At 43.7% G+C, this 23192-nt stretch carries 25 protein-coding genes, 12 tRNA genes and 1 rRNA gene; 34 read left to right on the top strand and 4 right to left on the bottom strand.

Going from position 1 to position 23192, the window contains the following annotated elements; all coding sequences use genetic code 11:
- Positions 1-142 precede the first annotated feature (142 nt).
- The 4 genes from LF817_RS00190 (at position 143) to LF817_RS00175 (ending at position 2601) form a co-directional block, all read left to right on the top strand.
- The gene (locus LF817_RS00190) at positions 143-772 is read left to right on the top strand and encodes an SDR family oxidoreductase (protein ID WP_253933737.1); all 630 of its coding nucleotides are present in this window, start codon (positions 143-145) and stop codon (positions 770-772) included.
- Between the two features lie 144 nt (positions 773-916).
- Positions 917-1198 (top strand): glutaredoxin family protein, encoded by a 282-nt coding sequence (locus LF817_RS00185; RefSeq protein ID WP_253933736.1) that lies wholly within the window; start codon positions 917-919, stop codon positions 1196-1198.
- Between the two features lie 117 nt (positions 1199-1315).
- A complete protein-coding gene (locus LF817_RS00180; protein ID WP_253933735.1) occupies positions 1316-1852 on the top strand; it encodes a YppG family protein in 537 nt (178 codons plus the stop codon).
- Positions 1853-1887: 35 nt separating this feature from the next.
- Positions 1888-2601 carry an alpha/beta hydrolase gene (locus LF817_RS00175; RefSeq protein ID WP_371924977.1) on the top strand — a complete coding sequence of 238 codons (714 nt, stop codon included), beginning with the start codon at positions 1888-1890 and terminating at the stop codon, positions 2599-2601.
- A 173-nt stretch (positions 2602-2774) separates the two neighbouring features.
- On the opposite strand, the gene LF817_RS00170 is transcribed toward LF817_RS00175, so the two are convergent.
- Complete coding sequence (locus LF817_RS00170; protein ID WP_253933733.1) at positions 2775-3632, bottom strand: DegV family protein; 858 nt, start codon at positions 3630-3632, stop codon at positions 2775-2777.
- 66 nt (positions 3633-3698) lie between these two features.
- Positions 3699-4613, bottom strand: a complete 915-nt coding sequence (locus LF817_RS00165) for a DMT family transporter (RefSeq protein WP_253933732.1) — start codon at positions 4611-4613, stop codon at positions 3699-3701.
- 354 nt (positions 4614-4967) lie between these two features.
- On the opposite strand from LF817_RS00165, the gene cshA reads away from it, so the two are divergent.
- Positions 4968-6440: a degradosome RNA helicase CshA gene (cshA, locus tag LF817_RS00160; RefSeq protein ID WP_289216982.1), complete on the top strand. Its 1473-nt coding sequence runs from the start codon at positions 4968-4970 to the stop codon at positions 6438-6440.
- Positions 6441-7319: 879 nt separating this feature from the next.
- On the opposite strand, the gene LF817_RS00155 is transcribed toward cshA, so the two are convergent.
- Positions 7320-8090: a rhomboid family intramembrane serine protease gene (locus tag LF817_RS00155; RefSeq protein WP_253933731.1), complete on the bottom strand. Its 771-nt coding sequence runs from the start codon at positions 8088-8090 to the stop codon at positions 7320-7322.
- A gap of 124 nt (positions 8091-8214) precedes the next feature.
- Here LF817_RS00155 and acpS point away from each other — a divergent pair, with 124 nt between their 5' ends.
- From acpS to LF817_RS00080, 15 genes are all read left to right on the top strand, one after another.
- The gene (gene acpS, locus LF817_RS00150) at positions 8215-8571 is read left to right on the top strand and encodes a holo-ACP synthase (protein WP_253933730.1); all 357 of its coding nucleotides are present in this window, start codon (positions 8215-8217) and stop codon (positions 8569-8571) included.
- Positions 8572-8638: 67 nt separating this feature from the next.
- Entirely contained in the window at positions 8639-10153 is a 1515-nt protein-coding gene (locus tag LF817_RS00145) for an NAD(P)H-hydrate dehydratase (RefSeq protein ID WP_253934259.1), read from the top strand.
- A gap of 49 nt (positions 10154-10202) precedes the next feature.
- Complete coding sequence (locus LF817_RS00140; RefSeq protein WP_253933729.1) at positions 10203-11225, top strand: LolA family protein; 1023 nt, start codon at positions 10203-10205, stop codon at positions 11223-11225.
- Positions 11226-11352: 127 nt separating this feature from the next.
- Positions 11353-12516 carry an alanine racemase gene (gene alr, locus LF817_RS00135; RefSeq protein ID WP_253933728.1) on the top strand — a complete coding sequence of 388 codons (1164 nt, stop codon included), beginning with the start codon at positions 11353-11355 and terminating at the stop codon, positions 12514-12516.
- Between the two features lie 144 nt (positions 12517-12660).
- Positions 12661-12942, top strand: coding sequence for a CopG family ribbon-helix-helix protein (locus tag LF817_RS00130; protein WP_253933727.1), 282 nt, complete (start codon positions 12661-12663; stop codon positions 12940-12942).
- Between the two features lie 5 nt (positions 12943-12947).
- Positions 12948-13298 carry a type II toxin-antitoxin system PemK/MazF family toxin gene (locus tag LF817_RS00125; RefSeq protein WP_253933726.1) on the top strand — a complete coding sequence of 117 codons (351 nt, stop codon included), beginning with the start codon at positions 12948-12950 and terminating at the stop codon, positions 13296-13298.
- A gap of 355 nt (positions 13299-13653) precedes the next feature.
- Positions 13654-14523, top strand: coding sequence for an RsbT co-antagonist protein RsbRA (locus LF817_RS00120; protein ID WP_253933725.1), 870 nt, complete (start codon positions 13654-13656; stop codon positions 14521-14523).
- Positions 14524-14528: 5 nt separating this feature from the next.
- The gene (locus LF817_RS00115) at positions 14529-14885 is read left to right on the top strand and encodes an STAS domain-containing protein (protein WP_089654561.1); all 357 of its coding nucleotides are present in this window, start codon (positions 14529-14531) and stop codon (positions 14883-14885) included.
- A gap of 2 nt (positions 14886-14887) precedes the next feature.
- On the top strand, positions 14888-15289 hold the full coding sequence (locus LF817_RS00110) for an anti-sigma regulatory factor (RefSeq protein WP_253933723.1): 402 nt from the start codon (positions 14888-14890) through the stop codon (positions 15287-15289).
- A gap of 12 nt (positions 15290-15301) precedes the next feature.
- Positions 15302-16312 carry a PP2C family protein-serine/threonine phosphatase gene (locus LF817_RS00105; RefSeq protein WP_253933722.1) on the top strand — a complete coding sequence of 337 codons (1011 nt, stop codon included), beginning with the start codon at positions 15302-15304 and terminating at the stop codon, positions 16310-16312.
- A 64-nt stretch (positions 16313-16376) separates the two neighbouring features.
- Positions 16377-16706: an STAS domain-containing protein gene (locus tag LF817_RS00100; RefSeq protein ID WP_253933721.1), complete on the top strand. Its 330-nt coding sequence runs from the start codon at positions 16377-16379 to the stop codon at positions 16704-16706.
- A gap of 2 nt (positions 16707-16708) precedes the next feature.
- Positions 16709-17182: an anti-sigma B factor RsbW gene (rsbW, locus tag LF817_RS00095; RefSeq protein WP_253933720.1), complete on the top strand. Its 474-nt coding sequence runs from the start codon at positions 16709-16711 to the stop codon at positions 17180-17182.
- Complete coding sequence (gene sigB / locus LF817_RS00090) at positions 17157-17936, top strand: RNA polymerase sigma factor SigB (RefSeq protein ID WP_253933719.1); 780 nt, start codon at positions 17157-17159, stop codon at positions 17934-17936. The genes rsbW and sigB overlap by 26 nt, the downstream gene beginning before the upstream one ends.
- Positions 17937-18533 (top strand): SpoIIE family protein phosphatase, encoded by a 597-nt coding sequence (locus LF817_RS00085; protein ID WP_253933718.1) that lies wholly within the window; start codon positions 17937-17939, stop codon positions 18531-18533. It begins immediately after the preceding gene.
- 114 nt (positions 18534-18647) lie between these two features.
- On the top strand, positions 18648-20786 hold the full coding sequence (locus LF817_RS00080) for a Tex family protein (protein WP_253934258.1): 2139 nt from the start codon (positions 18648-18650) through the stop codon (positions 20784-20786).
- 33 nt (positions 20787-20819) lie between these two features.
- On the opposite strand, the gene cmpA is transcribed toward LF817_RS00080, so the two are convergent.
- Positions 20820-20933 (bottom strand): cortex morphogenetic protein CmpA, encoded by a 114-nt coding sequence (gene cmpA, locus LF817_RS00075; RefSeq protein WP_253933717.1) that lies wholly within the window; start codon positions 20931-20933, stop codon positions 20820-20822.
- Positions 20934-21009: 76 nt separating this feature from the next.
- Here cmpA and LF817_RS00070 point away from each other — a divergent pair, with 76 nt between their 5' ends.
- From LF817_RS00070 to LF817_RS00005, 14 genes are all read left to right on the top strand, one after another.
- Positions 21010-21459 carry a SprT family protein gene (locus tag LF817_RS00070; RefSeq protein WP_253933716.1) on the top strand — a complete coding sequence of 150 codons (450 nt, stop codon included), beginning with the start codon at positions 21010-21012 and terminating at the stop codon, positions 21457-21459.
- A gap of 199 nt (positions 21460-21658) precedes the next feature.
- Positions 21659-21733 (top strand) — tRNA-Asn (locus tag LF817_RS00065).
- Positions 21734-21737: 4 nt separating this feature from the next.
- Positions 21738-21828 (top strand) — tRNA-Ser (locus LF817_RS00060).
- A gap of 17 nt (positions 21829-21845) precedes the next feature.
- Positions 21846-21917: transfer RNA gene (locus LF817_RS00055), tRNA-Glu, on the top strand.
- A 22-nt stretch (positions 21918-21939) separates the two neighbouring features.
- A tRNA-Asp gene (locus LF817_RS00050) sits at positions 21940-22016 on the top strand.
- 7 nt (positions 22017-22023) lie between these two features.
- Positions 22024-22098 (top strand) — tRNA-Gln (locus LF817_RS00045).
- Positions 22099-22226: 128 nt separating this feature from the next.
- A tRNA-Lys gene (locus LF817_RS00040) sits at positions 22227-22302 on the top strand.
- Positions 22303-22309: 7 nt separating this feature from the next.
- Positions 22310-22391 (top strand) — tRNA-Leu (locus LF817_RS00035).
- A gap of 42 nt (positions 22392-22433) precedes the next feature.
- Positions 22434-22517: transfer RNA gene (locus LF817_RS00030), tRNA-Leu, on the top strand.
- A 72-nt stretch (positions 22518-22589) separates the two neighbouring features.
- A tRNA-Arg gene (locus LF817_RS00025) sits at positions 22590-22666 on the top strand.
- A gap of 7 nt (positions 22667-22673) precedes the next feature.
- Positions 22674-22750 (top strand) — tRNA-Pro (locus LF817_RS00020).
- Positions 22751-22793: 43 nt separating this feature from the next.
- Positions 22794-22867, top strand: a tRNA-Gly gene (locus LF817_RS00015).
- 16 nt (positions 22868-22883) lie between these two features.
- Positions 22884-22960: transfer RNA gene (locus LF817_RS00010), tRNA-Ile, on the top strand.
- 119 nt (positions 22961-23079) lie between these two features.
- A 16S ribosomal RNA gene (locus LF817_RS00005) occupies positions 23080-23192 on the top strand; the annotation flags it as partial.

Here is a 23192-nt window from a genome sequence, read left to right as displayed (position 1 = left end):
CTGGGTGTAATGATTTTAATGGCAGTAGTTAGTAGATGTGGAAAGCTCCGAGCAGCTTGCATCGTTTAATTTTTGGAGAGTAGGGAACTTTACGGATGTAGAAGAAGTACTGAAGGTTTTTCATACTTAAGGAGGAAGGAACATGCGTGTATTAGTAATAGGAGCGAATGGTAAAGTAGGAAAACATATAGTCGATAAGCTGAAAAGTGCGGATCACGACCCTGTAGCGATGGTGCGGGATCCTGATCAAGTTCCTCAATTTGAGGAAAAAGGTGTAGATACGGTATTAGGCAACTTAGAAAAAGATTTTGAATCCGCTTTTTATAAAATAGATGCTGTAATATTTGCGGCAGGATCCGGTCCGGATACGGAAGCGGATAAGACGATTTTGATCGACCAGGAGGGCGCCATCAAATCGATCGAGCGTGCTAAACATTTCGGGATCCAGCGGTTCGTCATGCTGAGCTCAATGCTGGCCGATCGCCCGGAATCAGGTCCTAGTGGTATGAAGCATTATTTATATGCCAAGCATAGGGCAGATGAGCACTTGAAACAATCGGGGCTCGATTACACGATCGTCCGCCCAGGCGGTTTGACGAATGAGCCCGGGACAGGACGTGTGATGTTACAAGAGAACATGAACAATTTCGGTGAAATTCCTAGAGAAGATGTCGCAGAAACGATCGCTCATCTTATATCCTTGCCTAAAGCAGAGAATAAAAGTTTTGACTTGATCAGTGGCAGCGATCCTATTAAAGAACTGCTATCCTAATATACGAAATGGGGAGGAATTCCAGATTTCTCTCCATTTTTTTACAAATGAATGTTAATTCTATGTTTATTTTTTTATGGTGGGGGTATTAAATGAGTAATGATACATTAGAACTAGTTAAGCTCAGGAAGAGGAGGAGCACCTATGACTCAGCATAGTGTCATCGTTTATACCAGTGATCAATGCTCTCAATGTGAAAAGGTTTTAGCCAAGCTTTCCGAATGGAACATTGAGTATAAAGAAAAAAACATTTCACGGGATAATTCATATTTTAAAGAGCTGCAAAGCCAGAAAATATACGGCACACCCGCTACATTTATTAACGACGAAAAGGTACTCGGGTTTCAGGAACGCAAGTTAAAGCGTACACTCGGTATTCAAGACGCCGGCCGTTTCCAAGATACGGACACCATACATTTCTCATAAACAGTATATTTTCATGTGTGAAAAAGAGCTCAAGTGATTCAGTATCACTTGTTTTTTTTTACACTTTTTTCATGAAATGACATAGGCTGTAGTATAAAAAATAAAGGTGGTCCTCCTATGTATAACAATCCAAATTATTACTGGCAGCCACCGTATTCTCCTTATGGAAATGAAGAGATCGATCGCAGCTATGCACAGTATTATCAGCAGATGCAATCCGTTAACAGCTGGAATCCATCGATGACATACCAGCAGCCTTCATATCAAGATGGATCGCAATATATGGATCAGAGGAATTCAATGAGGTACCAAGATCCTTCCCAGGCGATGTATCAGGAGCCCTCCGCGTTCCAGGGGTCGGCTCAGCCTGTGTATCAGCAGGATGCGTCCATGTACCAGGACCCAGCGCAATCCATGTATCAAGATCCTTCCATGTATCAGGCGGCTTACATGAATGGGTACGGGTATTCAGGTTATAATGGTGGAGGAGAAAACGGTTTTCAGAAAAAGAATGTGATGGCGTATTTCAAAGACGAACAAGGACAGATAGATATCGATAAGATGATGAGTACGACCGGGCAGGTCGTCCAGACGATTCAACAAGTATCGCCGATGGTCAAAGGAATTAGTACATTTGTAAAAGGGCTGCGATAAGCTGCACCCTTTTTACATAAACAAATGGATGGTGAATGAGAATGAGTACAGGATGTCTATGTATACATGGTTATACTGGGAGCCCGGTTGAGGTGGAACCTTTAGTGAATTTCCTTGAAGAGCAGACGGACTGGGAATTATCCGCCCCGACTCTACCGGGTCATGGGGAGGAGCTGGATCTTAAGGGGCATTATTATCAAGAGTGGATTGCTGCGGCAGAACTTGCTTTATTAGAACTGAAGAAAAAACATGATACGATTATCCTCATTGGTTTTTCCATGGGGGGCATGATCGCCTCTTACTTAGCGGCCAAGTATAAAGCGGATCGTCTCATACTGTTATCGGCAGCTTTGAAGTATATCAGTTTTCCGCAGATGGCGAGAGATACGGTCGGGATTTTGAGTGATGCTTGGAAAGGCTCGTTGGCAGAAAACCAGCTTTTTATACGATATCAGACGAAGGTGAGCCAGACCCATTTCCTTTCAAGCTTAGAGTTCATGCGCTGCGTGGAATTCACTAAACCTTATTTAGCCCAGGTGGAATGTCCAACCCTTATTATGCAGGGGGAATTGGACGGAATGGTTCCTAGTAAAGCGGCGAACTTTTTAGAGAGTGAAATTGCTGCTCCGAAAAAAGAAGTTGTATTCCTGCCGCAATCAAAGCATCTTGTTTGTCATGATCTCGACCAAGAGGTGCTTTTCAATAAGGTCATCGAGTTTTTAAGCGATTTAGTAAAACAGAAAACCTGATAGCTTTCTCGGGCATTAAAATGAGGTTTAATGATACTCGAAGGCTGGGTTTTGTGACTTTGTAGTGAAGAGACACAAAAACGTCCATGGTTTCCTCCATGGACGTTTTTGTGTTCATTACTTTACGAATTCACGCTTTCTCTTAATATGAAACTCCTCAGTACTTTTAGTATCTAATCCTTGAAAAAGGCGATTACAAGGCCGCCTTCCCCGGCATATGTGGAAATAAGCGGACCGGTTTCGGTGAAAATAGAATCCTTGAACGGATACTTCTCTTTGATCGACTGCAGTACTTTCCTACCGCGTTCTTCATCATTGCTATGGGACATCGCGATCACTTTATCCTCGAATTGGTGCGCGTATTCTCCAATTTGCTCAATGAAGCGCCGGATCGACTTTTTATCTCCACGGACTTTTTCAGTGACCGCGACAGAGCCTTCTTCGTCAGTTGCCTTCATAAGAAGCTTGATGTTTAATGTTTTGGCCAGCGTTCCTTTCACTCGATCCAAGCGCCCGCCTTTAATCACGTTCTCTAATGTTTTCAGAATGAATAAAGTAGTCGTTTTCTCAATCTTGTCATTCATATGCTCGACGATTTGATTAAAAGGCATGCCTTCTTCAATTTTAGCCGAAGCTTCATGAACGAGCAGTGCTACGCCGCATGAGGCTGTCTTTGTATTGAGTACAGCGATCTCACGGTCGGGCTCTTCTTCGAGCAGCATATCACGGCCCATAATGGCGCTGTCGTAAGTGCTGCTCAGCCCCTGGGTAAGGGCCAGTACGAGAATCTGTTCTTCAGGACCCACTTGTTTGAATTTCTCATAAAAATCGTTAGGACTTGGAGAAGAAGAGGTCGGCAGCTCGTCCGCCTCTTTAAGCTTCTGGTAGAAGGTGGATAAGTCAATCGTCAATCCTGTTTTGTATTGCTCGTCCCCGAAGTGAATGTTCAAAGGGACGACCTTTAATTGGTGTTTTTCAATCATTTCCTGTGGCAGATCTGCCCCTCCGTCAATAATCATCTGGATTGTCATCTCTTCACCTGCTCTCAAAATAATAATCGTTCTTTATCTTTCTATAGTATAACAAACATGCGGTGTTTAAAGCTTTCTAGAACGATGGATGATTTTCGGCTTCATCATCTTTTTAGTACTGATAATGAAAAGCATCAATCCGAAAATTACGATCGATCCTCCTAACCACTGGGACCAGGAAACTGCTTCATTTAATAGGAAGAAAGCCAGAATCGAAGCCCCGATCGGTTCAAGCAAAATACTCATGGAAATTTTCGAAGCGCTCATCCAACGTAAAGACCAATTGAACAAGGAATGTCCCAAAAAGGTAGGGATGATTGCCAGACATAAAAAGATCAGCCATTGGCTGCTGTTATACCCGCCGAAAGATACGTTCAACCCAAGGTTGTAAATGAGCAGCGTCAAAGTAGCGGCGGAGTAAACGACAAACGTATAAGAGGTCAGCGAAAGTCGTTTGCGAAGATTCTGGCCGACCAGGAAATAACCGGTGACCATGATCGCACCGAGTAAAGCCAGGATATCTCCCAGGAACGCAAGCCCGCTTATTTGGAAATCTCCCCAACTGATAATCACACTTCCCGTGATGGCAATCAGCATGCTGAGTACAGCCCCAGCTGAGAAACGTTCTTTGAAGAAAAGGTAAGTCCCAATGAAAGCGAAAATGGGCTGCATGGAAACGAGTACGACAGAGCTGGCAACGGAAGTATAGTTCAAAGACTCAAACCACAAAATAAAATGGAAGGCTAGAAAAACACCTGAAACCGCTGCTAGTGTGCCGTCTTTTTTTGAAATACTGAATAAATCGTCGGAATGTTTAAGAAAAACATAAGGGGCCATAATAATAATGGCAAGTAATAAACGATAAAAGGCGATCATTGAAGCAGGAGCGTCTCCTGCTAATTTAACAAAGATCGCCGAGGTGGAAATAGAAATCACCCCGACCATCAATAGAATATATGGATTTAATGGAGGCTTATCCATAGGGAGACCCTCCTTTGAACAACGGTTTTCTTAATTTTATCATTGTTAGGTTTGAAAAGCATAACAAAAATGTGTAGAATTAAAACAGTTATGTGTGTTATGATGGATGAATCAATCAGGCAGGTGTTTTCGAAGCCTCTCCGTATATTAAAACAGGAGGCTTTTTTACTTGTGTTTATCATAGTTGAGGTAAATAATATTACCACTGTCTAACAAAGCTGATAACTCGCCTTTCTTCTTTTAACGGAACGAATGAAGTGAAGGGAGAAGTCACGCGGTTAGACCGCATCTTCCAATTGACCATTCCATTTAGGATGGATTTCACTTTAAAAAAAGAAGGAGTATGAAAATATAGTGACGACATTTAATTCATTAGGTTTATCAAGCCCAATACTAAAAGCATTAGACCATATGGGGTTTGAAGAAACCACACCGATTCAAGAACAAACAATCCCTCTAGGTTTACAGGGGAAAGACGTAATTGGCCAGGCTCAAACAGGAACAGGTAAAACAGCAGCATTCGGAATTCCAATGATCGAAAAAATTGAGAAGGACGTTCGCTCTGTACAGGGCCTTGTTATAGCACCAACTCGTGAATTAGCTATCCAGGTAGCTGAAGAAGTAAACCGTCTTGGTAAAAATAAAGGCGTTCGTGCTCTTCCGATTTACGGAGGATCAAATATGGATCGTCAAATCCGTGCGTTAAGAGACAATCATATTGTCGTAGCAACGCCGGGACGTCTACTTGACCATATCCGTCGTAAAACGATTAAGCTTGAGAATGTTCATACAGCTGTTTTAGATGAAGCTGACGAAATGCTCAACATGGGCTTCATCGACGATATTCGTGACATCTTAAAATCCTTGCCAGAACATCGTCAGACGCTATTGTTCTCAGCAACGATGCCGAAAGAGATCCGTAATATCGCAACAACACTTATGAAGCAGCCTGAAGAGGTTAAAGTTAAATCGAAAGAAATGACAGTTGAAAATATTGAACAGTATTATGTTGAAATTCCTGAGAAGCATAAGTTTGATACTCTAACTCGTCTACTTGATATTGATGCGCCTGCTCTAGCGATCGTGTTTGGTCGTACGAAGCGTCGTGTTGATGAAGTAGCAGACGGACTTCAGGCTCGTGGTTTCCTTGCAGAAGGTATTCACGGAGACTTAACTCAAGGAAAGCGTATGTCCGTTCTGAATAAATTCAAAAAAGGACGTATCGAGATTCTTGTTGCTACAGACGTAGCCGCTCGTGGACTTGATATCTCTGAAGTTTCTCACGTGTATAACTTTGATATTCCACAAGATCCAGAAAGCTACGTACACCGTATTGGACGTACTGGCCGTGCTGGTCGTAAAGGTAAATCAATCTCTTTCGTGACGCCTCGTGAAAAAGCTCAATTGAACTTGATCGAGAAACTTACGAAGAAACATGTAGAACGTCTAAGCGTGCCATCATCTGATGAAGCTCGTCGTGGTCAGCAGCAAATGGCTGTCGATAAGATTGTCCAGACGCTTGATCAGGAAGATGTTTCTAAATACCAGCAGTCTGCAGGCGAATTATTAGAGCAGCATGATGCTTCTGATATTATTGCAGCTGCCCTGAAACAGATGACGAAGGAACGCAGTGAAGTTCCTGTCAGACTTTCATCAGTTCAGCCGATAAGTGTCAAAGGCGGCGGTGGCGGTGGCGGCCGTGGTAAAAAGCCGTACCGTAAAGACGGCAAGCGCCCGTATAATAAGCAAAACAACAATAAGTCCCGCAACTTCAAAGGTAAAGGAAATCGTAATTTCCAAAGCAAAGGACGCAACTCTTCTAACTAAAAGAGATATAAAAGAGACCCGATCGGATTCATCCGATCGGGTCTTTTTTGCTTTATTGCATTTGATTGTTAATTTTTTATGGGCTTTGTTAAAGTTCCATGTTGATATTCATATAAGCTCCCTTATGCTGAAGACTCAGCTTCGATATGTTTGGGGTGTTTTCGTTACGTTTAACAGTGTAAAGAACTCCGTGGGAGCGCGGTGAGCTTCCTCGGACGTCCCGTCCTGCGGGATCTCACCAAGCACTCTCTTCCCACAGGAGTCTCGCAATTTCCCGGAGTTCTTTACGTCCTTTAGTAGAACGGAAACTCCAATGACGGAAATGCAGCACGTAAGAATCGAGAAAAGCCTAATCATAAAGGTTACTTTCAAAAAGGCTAGCGGAAGACGCACATCAACTCTACACATACAGGGAGTCATAATCAGGTGAGTAACAGAATGAATAAACTAAAATGCTTAAGATGAGTACCACGCACGTTGCAAAGTTATCTTACTAAGGAAAATATGATCAGAATTGGCATCCTACTGATTGTCGTTACGAAGTAGATCATTTGATTTAGAACGCTATATTTTCAGAGGTAGGAACCGGAAAGACGCTTTTTATTAAGCGGAGGGTGCGTTTCTCACTTCTATCGAATGGGGTGGTGGGGCAGCTGGGAGACTCCCGTGGGAGAAGGAGCTAGGTGAGATCTCACAGGGCTTTAGCCTGAGGAAGCTCGCCAGTTCCCCCACAGGAAAGCGAGCAGCTGCCCCACCACCCCTGACTCTTATTACGGCAACGAACCCAGAGTGTCTCGAAATCAAGTATTCAACAATCCTGACATATTGTTGAATAACTCAATTATCTATATCAACAGCCACCGTCAACATAGACTTTTATTAAAATAAATTACCTAGAAAAGCCATGGCCACAAGGAAAAAGATAATTCCCCATAGAATGTATTTTCCATAATTCTTAGAAGAAAATCGCTTGTTCTTCCATCGATTCGGGTTAAAGCTCACTTCGTCACGATCCCGATTTGCGAACTTCGCACGGTTCTGCCAGACCGAAAAAGGGCGAGCATTTTTCAATAACGGAGGAGCGACAGCAAATCCGCCAATCAGCCCGAATAAATGAGCCCATACATTAATGCCCGGGCGCATGAAGGTCATGAAGAAACCGATGACGAAAATGGTCATGACAAGTTGTGAGTTAGCCGCGCCAATCAGAGATTTACGATAGATCACCATATAGGCATACACACCGAATAAGCCAAAAATCGCCCCTGACGCGCCGAGGTGTTGATAGAATTCATTAGGAGCCATTAAATAGGTTCCGATGTTCCCCGCGATGCCTGCTGCTAAGTACATAGTGATGAACTTTGCTTTGCCGAGCATTTGTTCAAGGGCCGGTCCGAACAGCACGAGGGAGAAAGAGTTGAATAACGCGTGAGCAAATCCGCCATGGAGAAAGATCGGTGTGACGAGTCTCCAGTACTCTCCTTGTCCTACCAAGTAGTTATTGCCTATACCCTCCCGCAAAATCTGCAGCGCAAAAGGCAGCTGGAGGATATCGATGAAAAACCAGAGAACAAAATGGATAATCACCAGTCCACAGACAATCGGATAAAATTTAAGAAATTCCTGGAAGCTTTCGGTTCTCACAAACATGGCGCGCTCTCCTTTAAAATTGAGGGTTATTCTTCACTATAAGTAATAGTTAGATAGAGTATTCATTTTTAAGCTTAAGAAGTTCGGGTATACTTTAAAGAAATCGTTTAAAAGGAAGATGGATATGATTAAAGGAATCGGTATCGATTTAATTGAACTTTCACGTATTAAACAAAGTATAAAGCGAAATCCACGTTTTGTTCAAAGGATATTAACTGAAAGAGAACAGGAACATTACGGAACGCTTAAGGATCGCAGGAAAGTGGAATATCTTGCGGGCAGGTTCGCAGCGAAAGAGGCGTTTGCTAAAGCAGTCGGAACAGGAATAGGGAAATTAAGCTTTCAAGATATTGAAATTCTTTCCACAGAAGAAGGAGCGCCTAAGATGGTGGTTCGTGCCCGTGAACACCTGACGATCTGGGTGGCGATCACTCATAGTGACAGCCAGGCCGTGGCTCAAGTTGTACTCGAGCAAGTGTGATTGGACATATTTACATAGATGAACTCATAGCATGGTAATGCGGGTAGGAGGGAACGAATTGGAGATTGTGACCGCACAAGAAATGTATGAATGGGATCAGACAGCTATTCAAACGACGGGTTTGAGTGGGACGATGCTCATGGAGAACGCTGGGCGATCGGTCAGTGCAGAAGTCGAGAAAAAAATTAATCGACAACAAAACGTGATCGTGCTCATCGGCGGGGGAAATAACGGGGGAGACGGCTATGTCATCGCTCGTACCTTGTTGAATCACGGGTATCGAGTAGAAGCATGGCAAGTAGTCCCGGATGAAAAAATACATGGAGACGCTTTGACTCACAAAGAAATATTCCTTCGGTCTGGGTATGTTGTGACACATACCAAGGACGTGAGTGTTTTGGGGAAGGACATGCAGCAGGCTGATGTGATCATCGACTGTATGCTGGGAATCGGAGTCAAAGGGAAGCTGCGCTCACCAATCCGTGAAGTGGTGGAACTGGTTAATGAGCAAAATGCCTATACCATTTCGATCGACATTCCGAGCGGTGTTCCTGCGGATGAAGGATTCGATGAATTTGATGCTGTCAAAGCGGATGAGACGGTAGTGATTGCCGCACCAAAAATGAGCGCTTTTCTTGAGAGTACAAGCTGCTATTATGGGAAATGGACCGTAGTGGAAATCGGCTTGCCGGTTAAGCTGCTGCCGAATCCGCGAAGACAGTTTTGGACGAAGAGGGACGCTTTTACAACGGTTCCTATCAGGTCAAAACATTCCCATAAGGGCAGTCATGGAAAAGGTCTCGTTATTGGCGGTTCCTATCACATGCCAGGCTCGATCGCGATGACGGGTCGTGCTGCTTTGCGTAGTGGAATCGGGCTTTTATCCATCGCCACACCTACAACGGCAATTCCTTCAGTGGCATCTTTCCTGCGGGAAGCCACATTTGAACCGCTGCCCGAAGAACAAGGGGTTATGATGGATATCAGCGGAGTGGACTGGTCGAAGTATAATGGTGCAGCGATCGGGATGGGAATGGGCAGAGAAGTAAATGCATCCCTTATATTCCAAACCCTTTTCCAACACGCCAAAGGTCCAATATTGATTGACGCAGACGCGCTCTACCATGTAAAAGATAAGCTGATGAAGTATGCCGATCGTCCGGATCCAGTTATTTTGACTCCACACCCGGGAGAATTCGCTCACTTGATTGATCGTTCGATTCCTGAAGTGATGCAGTCTCCTTTTACACTCACTCGAGGTTTTGCTGAGAAGTACGGAGTGTACGTAGTGTTGAAAGGCCCCGCTACGATCATTACTTCTCCTCAAGGCGACCAGCGAGTGGAGCTGTCAGGCAATGCTGGATTAGCCAAAGGGGGAAGCGGTGATGTCTTATCAGGAGTTCTACTCGCACTCACCCTCCAGTCAAAATCAGTGTTTGATGCATTAGCGAACGGCTGCATGATTCATGGGTTGACAGCGGAGCGGCTGACCGAGAATCACCACTCAACCACTGGTTTACTAGCCTCTGATCTCATAGAAGGGTTATCTGAAACCTTCCGTACATTTTCTGTTTCCACGTAAAGACCGTTCCCTTTGTCCTTCAGCAAGAGACAAAGGAGTTGAAACAAAAATGAGACGTTTTCCGATCCTTCTCTTTGTGATTATGGCACTTACCCTCTTTCTTACGGCATGTGGGGAGCAATCGAAAGAAGATGTCGTTCAGAAACTAGAAGAACAGCAAAGTGAAATGAAAGGTTATAAGACCGACGCCAGCATGACGATGAAGACTGGAAAAGAAGAGCAGAAATACCATATTCAAATTTCTCATAAGAAAGATGATTTTTACAGAGTCGAGCTTGAAAATGATAAGGATGAAAAAGGCAGCCAAATCATATTGAAAAACGATACCGGTGTATTTGTTCTGACTCCTGCTTTGAATAAGAGCTTCAAATTCCAGAGCGAGTGGCCCGAGAACACCAGCCAGCCTTATTTGTTCAATTCATTGGTGAAAGATATCAAGGCGGATGATCAGTCGGAGTTCAACGCCACTGAAAATCATTATGTGTTCAAAACCAAGACGAATTATCAAAACAACCAGGCTCTGCCGTTTCAGGAAATCTACTTTGATAAGAAATCCTATGCACCGGTCATGGTCAAAGTCTTCGATCAGGATATGACAGCTTTAGTCGAGGTGCAATTCTCGAATTTTGCCGCCAACGATTCGTTCAAAAAAGAAGATTTTGATGTGGACGAGAACATGGCCATGAGTTCTTCTGATGTGCCTGTCACTGCTGAGCCAGAGGAGAAGATTGAGGCAGAAGTTCTGTATCCGGAGGAAACACTTGGGGCAAGTCTGTGGGACAAGCAAGAGGTCGAAACGGAAACGGGAAGCCGCGTCATCATGACATATAAAGGAGAGAAAGACTTCACACTTATCCAGGAGACTGCAAAAACGGAACCTGCCAGCGCCAGACAGTCGGTGGAAGTGAATGGGGAACCGGTTCAGCTGTCAAATGGAGCTATGGGTGCTATTACTGAGAAGAAACTGGAATGGAACGATCAAGCTTCGACTTATCACCTGGCAAGTGATGAATTGACAGCGGAAGAGATGGTCGTCGTCGCTAATTCTATTAGCGGATACTCTGAGAAATAATAACAATTTGCGAGCAGGCTTAACGGTCTGCTTTTATTTTTCTAGCGTACGGGGTTGCCATTGACACGCTCTCCCCCTCGTTCAATAATAGAAAGATATTGAATGAGAAAAGGTGGTTCTTTTGAGTATGGATAGTTTTTACCGTGATACTTGGGCAGAAATCGAATTGTCGAATATCGACTTTAATATAAAACAGTTGAGGAACCGCTTAAAACAGGAAACCGGTATTTATGCAGTTGTAAAAGCCAATGCTTATGGTCACGGTGATCTTCAAGTCGCTCATCAAGCGCTGGAATCAGGAGCAGATCGGCTGGCGGTCGCTCTGCTGGATGAAGCGATCAGATTGCGAAAGGCGGGGATCACCGCTCCTTTGCTTGTAATGGGTTGGGTCCGTCCGCAAGATGCTTGGCTTGCAGCGGAACATGATATAGCTGTCACCGTGTTTCAAAAAGAGTGGCTGCAGCAATTAGACGTATCTTCTCTCCCCGGCAGACTCCGTATCCACATGAAGTGGGATACAGGGATGGGGCGGATCGGTATCCGTTCAACTGAAGAAATGGATGATGTCTTGAAGGAGATTGAAAATAATCGCCAATTGATACTTGAAGCCATTTTTACGCATTTTGCGACAGCGGACGAGGAAGATACGGGTTACTTCAACGAGCAGGAAACACGGATGGCGTCCATGCTGTCCCATTTTGAAAAGGTATGGCCTGATCCAGTCGATGTTCACACAGGAAATAGCGCGGCGAGCATGCGGTTCCCTGGACGGATGAAGCAATTCGTCCGCTTTGGGATCAGTATGTATGGTCTTTATCCATCACCAGATGTCAAAAAGGAACGGCCCATTGATTTGAAACCGGCTTTTTCCTTGCACAGCCGATTGATCCATGTAAAAAAAGTAGCTCCCGGCGAATACTTGAGCTATGGAGCGACTTATGAGACATCCGGTGAAGAGTGGATCGGAACTGTCCCCGTCGGATATGCGGATGGATGGATTAGGAAGCTGCAAGGAATGGATGTGCTTATCGAAGGAAAAAGGCGGCCGATTGTCGGACGAATTTGTATGGATCAATTCATGATTCGGCTCGATCAAGAATATTCTATAGGAAGTAAGGTTACATTAATTGGAAAGCAAGGAAATGAAGAAGTTCATACTGATGAAGTGGCTGCACAATTGGAAACAATCAATTATGAGATACCTTGTATGATAAGTTCCCGAGTTCCACGCATGTATTTGAAAAATGGGCATATGGTAAAGGTAGATAACCCTTTATCGCTTGATTTTTAAGAGACGATCCTCTTCATTTCAACCGTCAAGCAGCATCTTTCTATAAAAAAACCCAAGACTCCTTTGCATTAGACACGAGCCAATGATAAAATTAAATTGGACTTATTTGACTGGTTTCTTTTGGGTAAAAGATGGTGGAGGTGTATGGTTTTGTCCGATAGCATGCGAGAGATTGTCATTCGGATTCCGGATAACCTACTAGTTGAAGTTGATGGACAGGTTCAACTCGAAAACAGTGATCGGAGCGATTTCATGTGTAAAGCAACGAAAATGTATTTGCGTGAAGAAAAACAGAGGCATATTTTAGAATCCATGCGACGTGGATATATGGAAATGGCTAAAATCAATCTTAATATCGCTTCAGAATCGTTTCAGGCCGAAGAGGAGGCAGATCACACCCTGGAACAATTAGTGAGCGGGGTGTGAAGTCGGTGATAGTCAAACGAGGAGATGTTTATTTCGCTGATTTGTCCCCAGTTGTAGGATCGGAGCAAGGTGGAGTCCGTCCAGTGCTCATTCTTCAAAACGATATCGGGAATCGTTTCAGCCCCACAGTAATTATAGCCGCGATTACCGCACAAATACAAAAAGCCAAACTACCAACTCATGTCGAAATTAATGCTGAAAAATATGGTTTCGAACGAAATTCTGTTATTCTGTTGGAACAAATCAGAACGATTGATAAACAGCGTTTGACCGACAAGATTACTCAACTAGATGAGCCGATGATGCAGCAGGTGAACGAAGCGCTGCAAATCAGCTTAGGGCTTATAGACTTTTAATGATAAAGTTGTCCATCAGAGGCAGCTTTATTTTTATTTGCTGAAAAAATGATAGAATAGCTTGGAACGAGACCATGAAGCTGAGTATTCTGGGGCCTTATAAAGAAGGAAAACCAGGCTGCTGCTTTCATGGTTTTATTTGCCATAGTACATTAAACACATGCCACAGGTATGTTTTTGTTAAATAACGTGGAAAAGTAACTAATTTAGTTGGCGTCTTGGACTTAAAAAGTATAAAATAAAACTAATTAGTATATTTACGTAGTAATTTTTGATAACATTATTTTTGTATAATGTTTTGACCGTGAGAAGGACGTCTAGGAGATAAAGAATGCAGGAAATTCGGAGGTTTAGTATGGATCAGAAACTGAAAGATATTGTAATTGGACATAGTGATGACATCGTCAAGATGTGGCTTGAGGAAGTGAATAAGAAAAAATCCAGTGATTATACAGCTACGATTTCCGATGAGCTTTTTGAAAGCACTAACCGTGAATTCGTGAATGTCATATTCACTAGTATCGAAAAATCGGGACTGACTAATGACTTGAATGATTTTTCTGAACGTCTTATCAACCTCGGGTGGCCGCTCAGCTATTTGACGGATGGGATGCAGGTGTTCCGTCGAGTCATCACAGAATACATTCTCAAACAATCTGAGCAGATCGACTCGGATTATTTTGCAGAAGTACTTAGAAAAGTTGATGGGTGGGTCGACCCCGTCATCAACCAGCTTGTGAACGAATATTCTGGAAGCTGGGAACACATCGTATCTCTCCAAAGAGTTGCTCTTCAAGAATTATCTGCACCTTTAATTCCAGTTATGGACAATATCACGATCATGCCTCTCATCGGAACGATCGATACAGAGAGAGCCAAACTGATCATGGAGAACCTTCTTGATGGTGTGATCAAGCATAATGCGGAAGTCGTCTTGATTGATATCACCGGAGTTCCCGTCGTCGATACGATGGTCGCGCACCATATCATCCAGGCGGCTGAAGCTGTGCGTTTGATTGGCTCACGCTGTATATTAGTAGGAATACGACCTGAAATTGCTCAAACTATTGTCAATCTGGGAATCGACCTAGGCAAATTCCCGACGAAAAGCTCCCTGAGAAAAGGGTTCAAGTCCGCACTGGAATTGACGAACCGCACGATTGAAGATGTACAGCCAAAAGAACAAGATATAGAAAAATTAATTGATTCTCTAAACAGGGAGTGATCGAGATGAGAATACCTATTCTGAAGCTTCATAACTATCTGCTCATTTCAATTCAAATCGATTTAGATGATCAGACGGCTATACAGTTTCAAGAAGATCTATTGAGTAAGATCCATGAAAGTGGAGCGACTGGTGTAGTCATTGACCTCACATCAGTAGATATTATTGATTCATTCATAGCAAAAGTACTTGGAGACGTAGTGACTATGTCTGACTTGATGGGTGCTAAGGTTGTATTGACTGGAATCCAGCCAGCCGTTGCAATGACGCTTATCGACCTTGGCATTCATATGCAGGATGTTCCTACTGCTCTAGATTTAGAACAAGGGTTGATCAAACTTCGCCAGGAATTGGAGGAGTAGTTATGGACTTCCAATCCTGTGTCAATATTAAAAAAGAATGGGATATTGTCGGAGCGCGTCAGCTTGGGCGTGATATAGCCCGTAAGATCGGATTTGGAACTGTCGATCAAGCACGTATAGCCACTGCAATCTCAGAATTAGCAAGAAACATTTATTTGTATGCTGGGACAGGTAAGATATGCTTTGAAGCTATTGAAGATATGAATCATAAAGGTTTAAGGATAGTAGCAATGGATGACGGACCTGGAATCAAAGAACTGAGTCAAGTGATGGAGGATGGTTTTTCAACCTCCGGAGGACTTGGAGCTGGGTTGCCTGGTGTTAAACGATTGATGGACGATTTTGATATTCAATCAGAAGACGGTAAAGGAACAGAGATTAAAGCAGTCAAATGGCTCCGTTAAAGGAGGTTAAAGATGAGTACACTTAAACTCGATTTAGAAAACTATAAAGAGCTGATGCAGCAATATATTGAAACGCAAGATGAACAAGCTCTCTATCAGGCAGAGCAGTTCAGCAAGCATTCTATGCAGCAGAATATTTCACCAGAGGAAATTATTAATGTGCATGTCCAGTCTTTACAACACTTGTACCCGGATATGCCTGAACATATTCGTTCTTCTCTGGATTTTTTATTAGAAACGATGATTTCTTATGGATTGGCTTATCAGGAATATCAATCTCTAAGAGAGAGACAGCTGGAGTTGAAATCGGAAATTTCAGTAGCTGCTAATATGCAGAAAACATTGCTGGCAACGGAAAAACCGGAGATAGACGGTCTTGATGTAGGAGCGATCAGTATTCCCGCTAAGCAGATGAATGGGGACTACTACCATTTTGTAAAAGATGACAGTGGAGCTCTCGGTGTAGCAATTGCTGACGTAGTCGGCAAAGGCGTGCCTGCTGCATTATGCATGTCGATGATCAAATACTCTATGGACAGTTTTCCTGAAAACCGTATGGATCCAGGGGTCATCCTTGGCAGCTTGAACCGAGTAGTCGAAAGAAACGTAGATTCCAGTATGTTCATCACGATGTTCTATGGCTTATATAATATTAACAATCATACCTTCCGTTTTTCTTCGGCCGGTCATGAGCCGGGGTATTATTATGATAGCAGACAGGACCATTTCGAAGAGATCGATGCATCCGGCCTTGTACTGGGTGTTTCTCCTGAGGCTACCTATGAACAATGTACAAAGGAAGTCCACGTTGGAGATATGATCATCATGCTGACAGATGGAGTCACTGAATGCCGTCAGGGCGATCGATTCATCGAAGAAGATGAAGTGTTGGAGATCATTAAACAATACGCACATCTGCCGGCGCAGGAAACAGTAGAACATGTGTACAAGCATTTTGAAAGACTACAGGACTTTCAACTGAGAGATGATTTTACTTTAATCATTTTAAAAAGAAAGGTTTAAGCTAAGTTCATGAAGGGTATGCTCCCTCTAATGAGCTATTTTAGGAATACGGGAGGCGAATGGAATGAACCTGACGATAGATGTGACAAACAAAGAGAAAATTACCACTGTTTCTTTAGCGGGAGAAGTCGATGCATTTACGGCTCCGAAGTTAAAAGAAACTTTATTGCCTTTGACAAAAGAAAGTGGTCAAACGATAGAGGTCGACCTTCAAGAAGTAAGTTATATGGATTCTACCGGACTGGGTGTATTTATCAGTGCGCTGAAATCAACGAAAGAGCATGATACTGCACTCAAGCTTATTCAAATGCAGGAACGTGTCTACCGATTATTCAAAATTACCGGCCTGACCGAGATTATGGACATTGATAATACAGTACGAGGTGGAATGTAATCATGGAACCATTTGATTTTGTTGAGGTTAAAGTTCCTGCAAAAGCTGAATATGTTGGTGTTGTACGTTTAAGTACTTCAGGAATTGCCAATCGGATGGGCTTCGCCTATGAAGAAATCGAAGATCTGAAGGTCGCAATTTCAGAAGCGATTACGAATGCTGTAAAGCACGCGTACAACGATTCTGGCGAAGGCGAAATCACGATCGGTTTTGGGGTATATCAAGACAGGCTGGAAGTCATGGTAGCAGATCATGGCGGAAGCTTCAATTTAGGTGAAATCAAAGAAGATATCGGACCATACCAGCACAAAGATGATATCGGCGAGCTGCGGGAAGGTGGTTTTGGTCTCTTTTTGATTGACGCTTTAATGGATAAAGTAGAAATCAACAGTAAATATGGAGTTATTGTCCTAATGACAAAATACCTTCATGAAAATGAGGTGGGTCAAGATGGCGACCAAATCTCAACATCATAATGATGAGGTGTACGAATGGATCGCATTTTTACAAGAAAATCCGCGCGACGAAGAAGTACAGGAAAAGATTGTTCTAGTCTATAATGATTTGGTTGAATCGATCGCAAGGAAGTATTCCAAAAACAGTACCATACATGAAGATCTGGTGCAGGTAGGAATGCTGGGTCTGCTTGCGGCAATACGCAGGTACGACCCGGAGTTCGGTAAATCATTTGAGTCATTCGCCATTCCGACGATCATTGGTGAAATCAAACGTTTCATTCGTGATAAAACTTGGAGTGTTCATGTACCAAGACGAATTAAAGAACTTGGTCCTAAAATCAAGAAGGCTGCAGAAGAATTGACGAGTCAGCTTCAGCGGTCACCATCCGTAATTGAAATTGCAGATTATCTTGAGGTTTCTGAAGAAGATGTGCTGGAGACGATGGAAATGGGCAAAAGCTACAAGGCACTTTCCGTCGATCGTAAAATTGAAGCAGATTCAGATGGCAGCACCGTGACCATTCTCGACTTGATCGGCAACCCGGAAGGCGGATATGATCAAATTGATCAAAAGATGCTCCTTCAAAAAGTTCTGCCGATCTTAAGCGAACGCGAACAAGAAATTCTTCAATGCACCTATTTTGAAAATATGAGCCAAAAAGATACAGGTGAACAATTGGGCATCTCGCAAATGCACGTTTCCCGCCTTCAGCGTCGCGCACTCAGGAAATTGAAAGAAGCTCTTCAGGCAGAATCGGTCGAGGCGTTCTAATTGCAAGAAGAGTTATCAAGAGTAGCTATTTCCATATACCAGAAGGCGAAAAAAGGAAACTACTATTGTGGAGATAGTTATTACTACAAAGAGACTGATGAAGGATTTATTTGTGCTTTAGCTGATGGTCTAGGCAGTGGGGAAATGGCATGGGATTCTTCTCAGGCCGTGATGGATGTGATCGAGCAATATCCGGATCTGGACATTGAAACGATCATAAAAAAATGCAATGATGCTTTACTCGGAAAACGCGGGGTAGTGCTAGGCATACTTAAGATCGACTTCAACAAACAATCCTATTCATATTCCTCTATCGGAAATATCGGCATCATTACGATCGATATCGATGGTAATCGAGGCCGTAACATTCCTTTAGCGGGCTATCTAGCTGGTTACCCTAGAAAACTTAGAGTATCGCACGGGAAAGCAGAACCTGGTATGGTGTTCCTTCTATTTTCAGATGGGGTGCTGGATCGCCGCTTATCTCCCAAGCATACGAGCAGCCGCAATATAAAGGTGATCACCGAACAGTATAAAGAACTTTATGGAGAATCACGGGAAGACGATACAACGTTGATCGCCATGAAGTACAAATAGTAGGGACCTTACTCTGAGTATTACAGATAAGGTCCCTTAATTGTGGAGAAAATCTGATACAATAATAAGGAAGTATAGTGAGGGGGCTTATTTTTGAGTAATACGAATGAACTGATGCAGTTAGTAGCAAAACAAACACAGTTGGCGATTCAACCGATCCAACAAGTCATTCAGTTATTAGATGAAGGTAATACCGTACCGTTCATTGCGCGCTATCGTAAAGAGCTGACGGGCGGTCTTGATGAAGTGCAGATCAAAACTATCGAAGATCAATGGACATATGTACAAAATGTTTCACAGCGAAAAGAAGAAGTAATTCGTCTTATAGATGAACAAGGGAAACTGACCGATGAACTGAAAAAAGATATCGAACAAGCAACCCAATTACAGAAAATCGAAGACCTCTACCGTCCATACAAACAGAAACGAAGAACCCGGGCGACAGTAGCGAAAGAAAAAGGACTGGAGCCTCTCGCTTTGAAAGTGTGGGAGCAGAACAATTTCAATTTTGAAGAAGCAGCAAAAGAGTATGTCTCCGAAGAGCACGAGCTTACTTCTGTTGAGGATGTCACTCTTGGAGTGAATGATATTCTAGCGGAATGGATTTCTGATGATCCTGACTATCGCGATAAAATCCGCCAGCAGACGTTCAAGTCAGGAACGATAGAATCGAAAGCGAAGAATGTGGAGAAGGACGAAAAATCCATATTTGAAATGTATTACGAATATCAGGAGCCTGTCCGCTCGATCGCATCGCATAGAGTCCTTGCATTAAACCGCGGGGAGAAGGAAGATGTCTTGAAAGTGGCCGTGCACCCGCCAGAAGAAAGCATCATTTCTTTCTTGGAGCGACGGGTCATTAAATCGTCGGCATCTGATGAAGTCCGGTCGATTTTAAAGACAGCCATCTCTGACAGTTATAAACGATTGATCCAACCTTCCATCGAAAGGGAAATCAGGAATGCTCTGTCAGAAACCGCGGAAGAAAAAGCGATCGATGTCTTCTCAAGCAACCTGAAGAGCCTGTTATTACAGCCTCCTCTTAAAGGAAAGGTCGTATTAGGTGTTGACCCTGCATATCGGACAGGCTGTAAACTGGCCGTCATAGATGAAACAGGGAAGGTGTTAGAAATATCGGTCATCTACCCGACACCGCCAAGAAGTGATGTAAAAGCTTCTCAAGATAAAATTCGTTCATATTTCAATAAATACCCAATCGAATTGATTGCGGTAGGTAACGGAACCGCATCAAGAGAAACAGAACAATTTATTGCGGACATGATCCAAACTTATTCCCTGGATGCCGCTTATATGATTGTCAATGAGGCAGGTGCAAGTGTATACTCAGCCTCGAAACTGGCTAGAGAAGAATTTCCTGACCTGCAGGTGGAAGAGAGAAGTGCAGTTTCCATAGCCCGTCGCGTCCAGGATCCTCTTGCTGAACTCGTAAAAATCGATCCGAAATCAATTGGTGTAGGCCAGTATCAACACGATGTGACCCAGAAAAAACTAAACGAATCTCTTACCTTCGTCGTAGAAACAGCCGTGAACCAGGTGGGGGTCAACGTCAATACAGCTTCATCTTCTTTGCTGCAATACGTGTCAGGTCTGAGTAAAGCAGTCGCAAATAATGTAGTGAAGAAGAGGGATGAAGTCGGAAAGTTTACGAGCAGGAAGCAGTTGAAAGATATTCCTAGACTCGGAGCGAAAACTTTCGAGCAAAGTATAGGTTTCCTTAGAGTGCTTGAAGGTGAAGAGCCGCTTGATAAAACATCAATCCACCCGGAAAGCTATAAAGCAGCCCGTTCTCTTTTGAAACTGGTGGACGCGTCACCTGCAGACCTTGGGGAAGAAGAAGTCGGTGAAAAGCTTGCTAAGCTGGACGTAAAAACGACGGCTGAACAGCTTGACGTAGGCGAGCCGACTTTAAAAGATATCATCAAGTCTCTCAGAGAGCCTGGCCGTGATCCGCGTGATGATCTACCAAAACCTCTGTTAAAAACGAACGTATTATCTATGGAAGATTTGGAGCAAGGCATGGAGCTAGAAGGAACGGTCCGAAACGTAGTCGATTTTGGCGTGTTCGTGGATATCGGCGTGAAGCAAGATGGGCTTGTTCATATTTCCAAACTCTCCAACAAATTCGTGAAGCACCCAATGGACGTCGTTTCAGTAGGAGACGTAGTGACGGTATGGGTAGAGACTGTTGATACAAAGAAACAACGGATCGCATTGACGATGCAGAAAAAATAAAATCAACCAGCCTGGGAGACCTTGTCTTCCAGGTCAATTTTTGTACCGATGACGATAAAAGTACCAGCACTGATTAAGCATCTTGATTTGATACTTATCTTTATTTAGAAACGCATTCGACATTTGCTTCTGCAACCAACGGGGCACAGAAATCTCCTCCCTTTGAATTTCAGGAATATCCCATTTATAATAAAGTATGCAAAAACAAGGAGGGGTGTGCGTCATGAATGTAAGTCAACAGGAATTGCAGCAATGGACCGATCAGGTGTCCAGGCGTTTTTTCGGAAAACCTTATATTGATTATGTAGAATTCAACCCTCGTTTAAGAACGACGGGCGGTAGATATATCCCGTCCAGAAGAATCATTCAACTTAACCCGAAGTACTTGCGGGAACTGGGAGAAGAGGAATTCGAAGGGATCATCAAACACGAACTCTGCCACTACCACCTTCATATAGAAGGAAAAGGATTCAATCATAGAGACCGTACCTTCAAGGACCTTCTGCGGAAAACCGGGTCTCCGAGATTTTGTAAACCGCTGCCTTCAGAAAAAGATAAACAACACCACACATACAAGTGCTCTACATGCGGACAAAAGTACACGCGCAAGAAGAAAATAAATGTCTCCAGGTTTGTATGCGGAAAATGTAAAGGGAAACTTAAAAAGCTGTAAAAAATACATTGACGAAAAACAGCTCCCCGTGTTAAATTAAATAAGCCCTAAACGAAAGGGCGAGTCGAAAGAACGGCTTTCTATTATTTTTTTGAAAGAGCATTGACAACCTTATCGAAATGTTATAAGATATAAAACGTCGCTGACATTGTCAGCTTCCGAACACTTACATAGTTAAAGTAAGTATTTCTAACATTATTCCATCGTAGCTCAGTGGTAGAGCAATCGGCTGTTAACCGATCGGTCGTAGGTTCGAATCCTACCGATGGAGCCATTACGGAGAAGTACTCAAGTGGCTGAAGAGGCGCCCCTGCTAAGGGTGTAGGTCGCGCAAGCGGCGCGAGGGTTCAAATCCCTCCTTCTCCGCCATTTTTTAATGTTTAAATGGCCCGTTGGTCAAGTGGTTAAGACACCGCCCTTTCACGGCGGTATCACGGGTTCGAATCCCGTACGGGTCACTTTTGATTTTTTACATAGTAAGGTCCGGTAGTTCAGTTGGTTAGAATGCCTGCCTGTCACGCAGGAGGTCGCGGGTTCGAGTCCCGTCCGGACCGCCATTTTCGTTGGGCCATAGCCAAGCGGTAAGGCAACGGTTTTTGGTACCGTCATGCGCTGGTTCGAATCCAGCTGGCCCAGCCATTTTCTTTTGTTTTTATGGTTGACATTATCATCGATTCATTATATGATGTTCCTTGTCCTTAAAAATGAAACAGCTTGCAACACGACGAGCATCACAAACAACATTACCAGAACTTTTATTTCATTAAGAGCCATTAGCTCAGCTGGTAGAGCATCTGACTTTTAATCAGAGGGTCGGAGGTTCGAGCCCTCCATGGCTCACCATTTATTTGCGGGTGTGGTGGAATTGGCAGACACGCTAGATTTAGGATCTAGTGCTTCACGGCGTGGGGGTTCAAGTCCCTCCACCCGCATTCAGTAAGTCAGCTTAGCTGCTTACCTAACTTTTTCAATTAGCGGTCGTGGCGGAATCGGCAGACGCGCTAGGTTGAGGGCCTAGTGGGGGCAACCCCGTGGAGGTTCAAGTCCTCTCGGCCGCACTAAGGTTTCTTTTAAAAAACTATTGCATTCTGAGCTGACACATGATATATTAGATATTGTCGCTTCAAAAGGCGCCCGTAGCTCAATTGGATAGAGCGTCTGACTACGGATCAGAAGGTTAGGGGTTCGACTCCTCTCGGGCGCGCCATTACTTACGGGAAGTAGCTCAGCTTGGTAGAGCACTTGGTTTGGGACCAAGGGGTCGCAGGTTCGAATCCTGTCTTCCCGACCATCGATGTTCTAACTCTAGCAAACATAAAACTTCCATATATAACGCGGGTGTAGTTTAGTGGTAAAACCTCAGCCTTCCAAGCTGATGATGAGGGTTCGATTCCCTTCACCCGCTCCAAAAAACTTTACCATTGGGGCCTGTAGCTCAGCTGGTTAGAGCGCACGCCTGATAAGCGTGAGGTCGGTGGTTCGAGTCCACTCAGGCCCACCATTGAACATTTGATCTTTGAAAACTGAACGAACCAACCAGTACGTCAAGTCTTCTTTCTATTGTATAGAAGGAAGTAAAACAAGCACATTCGGTGTGCAAATGAGCAAGTCAAACTAACTTTTATGGAGAGTTTGATCCTGGCTCAGGACGAACGCTGGCGGCGTGCCTAATACATGCAAGTCGAGCGCAGGAAGCAAGTGGATCCCCTTCGGGGGTGAAACTTGTGGAATGA

The organism is Halobacillus sp. A1 (assembly GCF_024189295.1).
Taxonomy (GTDB): Bacteria; Bacillota; Bacilli; order Bacillales; family Halobacillaceae; genus Halobacillus_A.
Note: the sequence above shows the minus strand (reverse complement) of the source record. Positions and strands in the feature narration are given on the sequence as shown.

Coding starts and splice junctions, on each gene's coding strand:
- LF817_RS00170 (WP_253933733.1), bottom strand. CDS start 3,632: ATGACAATCCAGATGATTATTGACGGAGGGGCAGATCTGCCACAGGAA.
- LF817_RS00105 (WP_253933722.1), top strand. CDS start 15,302: ATGAGTACACTTAAACTCGATTTAGAAAACTATAAAGAGCTGATGCAG.
- LF817_RS00115 (WP_089654561.1), top strand. CDS start 14,529: ATGAGAATACCTATTCTGAAGCTTCATAACTATCTGCTCATTTCAATT.
- LF817_RS00190 (WP_253933737.1), top strand. CDS start 143: ATGCGTGTATTAGTAATAGGAGCGAATGGTAAAGTAGGAAAACATATA.
- LF817_RS00180 (WP_253933735.1), top strand. CDS start 1,316: ATGTATAACAATCCAAATTATTACTGGCAGCCACCGTATTCTCCTTAT.
- LF817_RS00120 (WP_253933725.1), top strand. CDS start 13,654: ATGGATCAGAAACTGAAAGATATTGTAATTGGACATAGTGATGACATC.
- LF817_RS00080 (WP_253934258.1), top strand. CDS start 18,648: ATGCAGTTAGTAGCAAAACAAACACAGTTGGCGATTCAACCGATCCAA.
- LF817_RS00070 (WP_253933716.1), top strand. CDS start 21,010: ATGAATGTAAGTCAACAGGAATTGCAGCAATGGACCGATCAGGTGTCC.
- LF817_RS00155 (WP_253933731.1), bottom strand. CDS start 8,090: ATGTTTGTGAGAACCGAAAGCTTCCAGGAATTTCTTAAATTTTATCCG.
- LF817_RS00100 (WP_253933721.1), top strand. CDS start 16,377: ATGAACCTGACGATAGATGTGACAAACAAAGAGAAAATTACCACTGTT.
- rsbW (WP_253933720.1), top strand. CDS start 16,709: ATGGAACCATTTGATTTTGTTGAGGTTAAAGTTCCTGCAAAAGCTGAA.
- LF817_RS00165 (WP_253933732.1), bottom strand. CDS start 4,613: ATGGATAAGCCTCCATTAAATCCATATATTCTATTGATGGTCGGGGTG.
- sigB (WP_253933719.1), top strand. CDS start 17,157: ATGGCGACCAAATCTCAACATCATAATGATGAGGTGTACGAATGGATC.
- LF817_RS00110 (WP_253933723.1), top strand. CDS start 14,888: ATGGACTTCCAATCCTGTGTCAATATTAAAAAAGAATGGGATATTGTC.
- LF817_RS00130 (WP_253933727.1), top strand. CDS start 12,661: ATGGTTTTGTCCGATAGCATGCGAGAGATTGTCATTCGGATTCCGGAT.
- LF817_RS00140 (WP_253933729.1), top strand. CDS start 10,203: ATGAGACGTTTTCCGATCCTTCTCTTTGTGATTATGGCACTTACCCTC.
- LF817_RS00185 (WP_253933736.1), top strand. CDS start 917: ATGACTCAGCATAGTGTCATCGTTTATACCAGTGATCAATGCTCTCAA.
- LF817_RS00175 (WP_371924977.1), top strand. CDS start 1,888: ATGAGAATGAGTACAGGATGTCTATGTATACATGGTTATACTGGGAGC.
- alr (WP_253933728.1), top strand. CDS start 11,353: ATGGATAGTTTTTACCGTGATACTTGGGCAGAAATCGAATTGTCGAAT.
- acpS (WP_253933730.1), top strand. CDS start 8,215: ATGATTAAAGGAATCGGTATCGATTTAATTGAACTTTCACGTATTAAA.